The organism is Deinococcus sp. (genome assembly GCF_018260555.1).
Taxonomy (GTDB): domain Bacteria; phylum Deinococcota; class Deinococci; order Deinococcales; family Deinococcaceae; genus Deinococcus.
The window spans coordinates 1-7678 of sequence record NZ_JAGLBB010000091.1; the positions used below are offsets into that span (position 1 = coordinate 1).

Genomic DNA, 7678 nt, shown 5'->3' on the forward strand with positions numbered 1-7678 from the left:
CGGCGCTGGCCGACGCGCAGGCCGCGCTGAGCGCCGCGCGGCTGGACGCCCGCCTGCCGGACCTGAGCGCCAGCGTCCGTGCCGGGCAGCTCAGTGACGCGGGCGGGAACAGTGGCCGCCTGATCAGCGGGACCCTGAACGTCAAGCAGGGCACGCTGGGCGCGCAGGTCAGCGTGCCCCTGAAGGACACCAGCGCCATTCCGGGCGGCGTGGTCCTGTCGCTCAGCGCCTCGCTGCCGGTGTTCGAATATGCGCGTGGCACGGCCCTGATGCAGGCGCAACTGAGTGTCACGCAGGCGCAACTGGCGCTGGACAGCGCCCGCCAGGGCGTGGAACTCGACGTGCGCGCCAGCCTCGACGCCCTGCAGAACGAGCAGGCTGCGCTGAGTGCTGCCCGCACGACCGCCGAGCAGGCCAGCACCGCGCTGAACAGCGCCCGCGCCCGCCTGGACGCCGGACTGGTCACGGCCCTGAACGTCCGGCAGGCGGAACTGAACGCCCTGCAGGCCGAGCAGGCGCTGCAATCGCAACTGAACGCCGTGACGCTCGCCACCCTGACGCTCGCGCAGGCCACCACTGACCTCGACCCACTGCTGCTGACTGCCGGAGGTACCCCATGAACCACCCCACGAACCTGAATCCCACGATCACCGCCCGCAGCCTGAGCGGCGCGTTGCGCCTGCTGGCCCTGAGCCTGCTGCTGGCCGCTCCGCAGGCGTCCGCGCAGGCGGCGACCACCCTGACCCTGCCGGGCGCCGTGACGCGCGCGCTCGAGAACGGGGCGGACGTCACCACGGCCCGCGCCAACCTGCAAAAAGCCCAGGCGAACCTGCGGGCCGTGCGGGCCGACCCGACCTCCCCGATCACGCTTCTGACGCAGGCCGAACAGGACGTGACCACGCAGACGGCGACACTGAATTCCACCAAACTGAGCGTGGCGCAGACGGTGGTGACGCAGTACCTGGGCGCCTTCGAGACGGCCGCGCGCACCCGCGTGTCGGCCGCGCAGGTCGAGTTGGACGCCCGGCAGCTGAAGATCGCGCAGGCGAAACTCGCGGCGCGCGTGGCGACCACGCTGGACGTGAGCCGCGCGCAGAACACGCTCGACAACGACCGACAGGACCTGCAGAGCGCGCGTGACCAGTTGCCGGTGCTCGAGGCGCAGCTGGCCCGCAGCCTGAACCTGCCCGCCAGTACCGACCTGACCCTGGGTGCCCCGCCCGCCCCGCCGAAACTGAGCCTGACGCTGGCCGGGTTGCAGGTCGGGCTGGAAAAACGCCTGCCGGGGCTGGTGCAGGCCGCGAACGGCGCGGCGTTCAGTGCGTTGCAGGTGAAACTGGCCGACAACGACTACACGCCCGCCCGGACCCTGGAAGACGCCCGCGTGGCCGCGCAGAACGCGCAGATCAGCCTGGGTGACGCGCAGCGCAGCGCGCTGACGCAGGTACGTGACGCCTACCGCACCCTGCAAGACGCGCAGGAGCGCGTGGCGCTGTCACGTGACCGCCTCGCGAACACGCAGACCAGCCTCACGCAGGCGCAGGCCCGCCTGAAAGCTGGCACGGCCGCTGCCGTGGACGTGCAGCAGGCGCAGGTGCAGGCGCAGCAGGCGGAGCTGGCGGTCACGCAGGCGCAGAACAACGTGTGGCGCTCGCTGGCCGCGCTGGGCAGCGCCGCCGGGACCGATGTCACGGGACTGGTGAAGTGACCCGCGCCGCTGCTGCGGGCCGGCCGAGCGCCGCCCCACTGACCCTGGCCGTGCTGCTCAGCGCCGTCCTGGCTGCCTGCGCCGCGCCGGGAGGAGCGGGCGCCGGTTCCGGCGAGCCGCAGGCGGCCAGGACGACCAACGACCTGGACGCCGTGCCCGCCAAGAGCACCACGCTGGACGTGACGGTCGTGGAGGCCACGAGCGGCACCCTGAACGTGCAGCGCAGCGTCTCAGCGATCATCGAGGCGCAGCGGGACTCGCAGGTGGCCGCGCAGAGCGGCGGCAACGTGCGCGCCGTCCTGGTCACCGAGGGCGACCGCGTGGGCAAGGGCGACGTGCTGGTGCAGCTCGACGACACGCAGCAGCGTCAGGCGCTCGAGAACGCGCGCCTTCAGGTGCAGCAGGCGCAGATCAACCTCGATCAGACCCGCACGAATACCGCTCAGGCCAGCGCCGCGCTGAAGGCCTCGGTCACGTCCGCGCGCGCGGCCCTGGCCCAGGCGCAGAGCGGCGCGCAGAGTGCCGAGACACTGTATAGCCTGGGCGGCGTGAGCCTAGCGGACCTGCAGGCCGCCCGCTCGCAACTGGCGCAGGCGCAGAGCACCCTGGCGCAGGCGCAGAATGCCCTGGCGCAAAATGGCACCGGCGCCAGCGGCAGCGTGCCCCTTCAGGAAGCCAGCCTTAAATCCGCGCAGGCCAGCGTGGCGCAGGCCGAGGAGAACCTGACCCGCACGGCGGTCCGTGCGCCGTTCTCCGGGACGGTCGCCAGCCTGGCGGTCAGCGTGGGTGAGTTCGCCGCGCAGGGCTCGCCCGTGGCGCGGCTGGTCGATCCGGGCAGTATCCGCGCGAAATTCAGCGTGCCCAGCGGGGACGCGCGGGCCCTGAAGGAAGGCACGCGCCTGAACCTGGGCTACGGCGGCGTGAATTACGTGGCGGTCGTGACGGGCACGCCCAATATTGCGGGGGCCAACCGGCTGGTGCCGGTCACGGCGCGCGTGGAGGGGGGCGAGGCGCTGCCGGTCGGCGCGACCGCCCAGGCCCGCTACCGCAACACGCTGGGCACAGGCACGCTGGTTCCCAGCAGCGCCGTGCAGGTGGACGGCGGCCAGAACGCCGTGTACGTCGCGGCGCAGGGAGTGGCGCAGCGGACGCCCGTGACGGTCGTGGCCGAGAGTGGCGGGCAGGTGGCGCTGCGCGGCGTGCAGCCCGGTCTGGAAGTCATCACGCCCGTCCCGGCCAGCCTGCAAGACGGCGCGAAGGTGAAGGTCACGCGCGGCCCTGCCACTGACGGCCCCGGCGCGGACGGTGCCGGGGCGGGCGCGGAAGGCGGCGCGCAGCCATGAGCACCCACGAATCCGACGACTTCCGGGATCGTCCCGGCGCGACCCTGCCGGACGGCACGCCGGAACCCACCATTCACCCACTGGTGCGGTTCAGCGTCAAGAATTACGTGTTCACCATCGGCATTTTCGTGATGCTGGTGCTGGCCGGTCTGGTCACGACCTTCCGGCTGGGTGTGGAACTCCTGCCGAACTTCGAGGTGCCGATCCTGGCGGTCAGCACCGCTTACCCCGGCGCGAACCCCGATCAGGTGGACCGAGAGGTCAGCCGCAAGATCGAGGACGCGATCAGCACCCTGGCGGGCGTGACGGACATCAACACCACGTCGGTCAGTAATCAGTCGGCGGTCGTGATCACGTTCAGTGACGACACGGATATCGACGGGGCCGCGAACTCGGTGTCGCAGGCGGTCGCCGCGATCCGTGCGAGCCTGCCGGACGGCAGTAACGCTCCGGTCGTGCAGAAGTTCGACCCCAACGCCACGCCGATCCTCACGCTGGCACTCCTGGGCGGCAGCACGCCCCCCGCGCAGGTCACCACCTACGCCGAGGACGTGCTCGTGCCCCGCCTGGAGCGCGTGGAGGGCGTGGCGGATGTCAGTGTGAGCGGCGGCCCGGAACGCAAGGTGCAGGTGCTGCTGGACCCCGCCAAACTGCAGGCGTACAACCTGTCGCCCGCCCGGGTCACGCAGGCCATCGGCGCGAGCGCCCTGGACCTGCCGGCCGGAACGGTCGAGCGGGGCGGCGTGCAGACGCAGTTCTCGACCCGCAATACCCCCAGGAACGCCGCCGAGGTGGCCCGCATCACCGTGGACGCCCAGACGGGCCTGCAGGTGTCGGACGTGGCCAGCGTGCGCGACGGCGCCGTGACCGCCACCAGTCTGGCGCGCGTGAACGGTCAGCCGGCCGTGCTGCTGAGTGTCCGCAAGGGCAGTGGCACGAACTCGGTGGCCGTTGCGGATAACGTGCGCGCCGCCATGCAGGCGCAGCCGCTCCCGGCCGGGTACAGCCTGACGCTGGCGAGCGACACGACCACCGAGACGCGCGCGACAGTCAGTGACACCTTCAAGGAGTTCCTGATCGCCATTGCCGCCGTGGGCCTCATCTGCCTGCTGTTCCTGGGCCGCCTGAACACCGTGCTGGCCGTGATCCTGGCGATTCCCATCTCGATCAGTGCCGCGCCGCTGGTGTTCGGCCTGATGGGCTTCACGTTCAATATCATCTCGCTACTGGCGATTATCGTGGCCATCGGGATTGTGGTGGACGACTCGATCGTGGTGGGCGAGAACGTGCAGCGTTACCGCAACCTGGGGTACTCGCAGCTGCGCAGCGTGCTGCTGGGCGGCAGTGAGGTCTTCAGCGCCGTGACCGCCGCGAGTTTCTCGCTGCTGGCCGTGCTGATTCCGCTGAGCCTGATGCCGGGCATCCTTGGGCAGTTCTTCAGTCAGTTCGGGCTGGGCATCGCGGCGGCCATCGTACTGTCATGGCTCGAAAGCCTGCTGTTCCTGACGGTCCGCATGGCGTACACCCGCGACCCGGACCCCGTGACGTGGGCGCAGGTGCCGGCCGTCCTGGGCCGCTTCCCGGCGCTGCTGATGGACTCGCTGCGCGGCGTGCGCACCTTTGGCGGGCTGCTGTGGCTGGCCGTGACCGGCGCAGCGGCTACATTCGCACTGTCCAGAACGGCGCTGGGCCTGCCGGGCGCGTTGATCGTGGCGGCCGTGTTCGCGCCGCTGCTGCTGGCAGTCGCCCGGTACGTGCTGACCAGCCTTCTGGCGCTCCTGGAGGCGCTGACCGGTACCCTGCACGGCTTCACGAACCGCGCCGTGGACCGCGTGGCCCGCTCGTACGCGCGCGCCCTGGACCGCACCCTGAACCGCCCGTGGGCCGTCATGCTGGTCGCGCTGGTGTTTCTGTTCACCGCCCCGCTGGCCCTCAGGGGCGTGGGGTTCGCGTTCACGCCCAAGACGGACAGTGGCGTGATGACCGTCACGCTGAGCCTGCCGACCGGCGCGGACCTGGCAACCACCAACCGCCTGACCCGGCAGATCGAGGACCGTCTGCTGGCCAGTCCGAACGTGCGACTGCTCGAAACCAGTGTCGGCGCGGGCAGCGCCACGGGCGGCAACAACGCCAGCGAGAGCGCCCTGACCGTCACGCTGATCGACCGGGCCGAACGGCCTCCCCTCGAGGAACTCGTCACGCAGTTCAACCGGGAGCTCGCGCCGGTCGCGGCGGGCGTCCCCGGCACGGAACTGACTGTCGGCACGCAGCAGACCGGCCCGCGCGGCACGGCCGACATGAGTCTCGCCCTGACGGCCCCCAACCAGGGCCTGCTGATCGAGAAGAACCGTGAACTGGTGCGCCTGCTCGCGCAGGACCCGAACCTGCTGACCGTCGAGAGCAGCCTGAGCGCCGTGCGGCAGGAACGCACGTTCATTCCCGACAGCACCCGCCTGGCCGGCACGGGCCTGAGCGCCAGCGACGTGGCGCAGGCCCTGCGCACCTACAACGACGGCAGCACGGCTGGCAGCGTCCGTGACGGTGACCGCAGCGTGGATATCGTGGTGCGCCTGGACCCGGCCCGCATTCAGGACGAGCAGAGCCTGCTGTCGCAGACGGTGTACTCCAGCGGCCTGAACGCCAACCTGCCGCTCTCGCAGCTGGGTGCCTTCGAGGTCTCGCAGGCCCCGGCGACCCTCAGCCGCCTGAACAAGGCGTATACGGCCAGCATCGACATCAACCTGAAACCCGGCGGCCCGAACGCCTTCGCGTACCAGCGCGAGATCGTGGCCAGCGCCGAGAAGGCCGGCATCCTGACGGACGGCGTGACCCTCGGGAACGCCAGTTCCTTCGGCAGCGCCGGACTGACCAGCGACCTGGTGTTCTACGGGCCGGTCCTGATGATCGTGGCGATCCTGCTGACGTACCTGGTGCTGGGCAGTCAGTTCAACTCGTTCCGCTACCCTATCTACCTGCAACTCCCGATTCCGCTGGCCGTCGTGGGCGCGCTGTGGAGCCTGAATTTCTTCGGCGCGGACCTGGACGTGATCACGGTGCTGGGCATGGTGATCCTGCTGGGCCTGAGCACCAAGAACTCGATCCTGTACCTGGAGTTCGTGACGGAACGCGCCCGCAGCCTGCCGCTCCGCGAGGCGCTGGTCGAGGCGGCCGAACTGCGCTTCCGTCCGATCCTGATGACCACCCTGACCGTCCTGGTGATCAGCATTCCACTGGTGCTGGGTCAGGGTGACGGCGCGGAGTTCCGCCGGGGCCTGGGGATCGTGATTCTGGGCGGCGTGGTGACCAGCACCCTGCTGACCTTCTTCGTGGTGCCCAGCGTGTTCTGGCAGTTCGAGCGCCGCCGCCAGAAACCTGCCGCACCCACCGTCCCGGAAGGCACGCTGGCCGCCGGAGATTGACACGGACTGCGGTTGATCCAGTGCAGCTGCGAATCAACCCGAGCAGATGCGGGTAGGAACAACAGACCCCCCTTCGCGGCATGGAGCCGCAGGCGGCGCTTTTCTGACTGTGGAGCAGTGGAGCGGCAGTCCGTATAGCTCCACGCCGCTCTGTGGTGATGCAAATGTAAGAGTCTGTGATGAATAATCCGAATATGCGCTATTTCCCCAGGTACATTTTGGCTCTGGGCCTGGCCCTGAGCAGCCACCAGGTCCGGGCCGGGCCGCTTTGCGCTGCGCCGGGTAAAGACGGCCCTTCGTATGTGGCCAACACTTATTATGCGGGGAGCGGAACGGCCACGGCGTCTGGCAACACCATCTCACTGGGCAGCATGAGTACCGATAGCAACGCCTCTACCACGCCCGTAGCGGCGGGCGACCAGGTGTTTATTATTCAGATGCAGGACGCTGATATCAATAACAGCACCTCGATTGCTTACGGCGATGGCAGCACTGGGCGGGGGTCTACGGCCCTGAACAATACGGGTAGGTCAGAGTTTGCCGTGGTGTCTAACGTGACTGGCAACACAGTGACCCTGCGCGACTCACTGACCTACAGCTATGCAAACAGTCCGGCCAGCGCCACCAGCACCCGCAAGAGTTTTCAGGTTATCCGGGTGCCACAGCATTCTTCACTGACCCTGAATAGCGACATACGTACACCTGCCTGGAACGGCTTTAGCGGCGGCGTCACGGTGCTGGACGTGGCGGGAACGCTGGATATGAACGGGCAAACCATAGACGCCAGTGCCGCAGGATTCCGGGGTGCCGGCTCCTACGTTCAGTCTGTCATGGGTATAAGCGACTACGCCAATACCTACAATGCGCCTGGAGGTTCTGCTGGGGCCATGAAAGGTGAGGGCATTGCCGGAACGCCTCCGCTGGTCCGGAATCCAAGTGCCACCCCTGGGCTGTATGGGGTACCTTCTGGCCTGAGCGGCGACCAAGGTTATCCAAGCGGCTATGTGGTGGCACGCGGCGCACCTGGCAACGCGGGTGGCGGCGGTGATGGCCACAACGCGGGTGGCGGCGGCGGCGGCAATGCCGGTGTCGGGGGTATGGGTGGCCAGACCTTCTTTTATGATGGTGGCGGTCGAGATGCAGGCGGACTGGGTGGTGTGGCCACGGCGCCGGTTATCGGCCGACTGCTGGCAGGTGGCGGCGGCGGC

Annotated in this window: 4 protein-coding genes and 1 pseudogene; all 5 read left to right on the plus strand. The window is 69.1% G+C overall.

Translation table 11 applies throughout. The annotated features are described in order from the left end of the window. Positions 1-620 (plus strand): TolC family protein (locus QZ271_RS13130; protein WP_291432205.1); only part of this gene is annotated, 620 nt, incomplete at its 5' end. Beyond that, complete coding sequence (locus QZ271_RS13135) at positions 617-1708, plus strand: TolC family protein (protein ID WP_291432206.1); 1092 nt, start codon at positions 617-619, stop codon at positions 1706-1708. The genes QZ271_RS13130 and QZ271_RS13135, both read left to right, overlap by 4 nt. Continuing rightward, positions 1705-3051 carry an efflux RND transporter periplasmic adaptor subunit gene (locus QZ271_RS13140; RefSeq protein ID WP_291432208.1) on the plus strand — a complete coding sequence of 449 codons (1347 nt, stop codon included), beginning with the start codon at positions 1705-1707 and terminating at the stop codon, positions 3049-3051. The genes QZ271_RS13135 and QZ271_RS13140 overlap by 4 nt, the downstream gene beginning before the upstream one ends. Beyond that, a complete protein-coding gene (locus tag QZ271_RS13145; RefSeq protein ID WP_291432210.1) occupies positions 3048-6470 on the plus strand; it encodes an efflux RND transporter permease subunit in 3423 nt (1140 codons plus the stop codon). Before QZ271_RS13140 ends, QZ271_RS13145 begins: the two co-directional genes overlap by 4 nt. A gap of 179 nt (positions 6471-6649) precedes the next feature. Next, positions 6650-7678, plus strand: a pseudogene (locus QZ271_RS13150) (hypothetical protein); the annotation flags it as partial.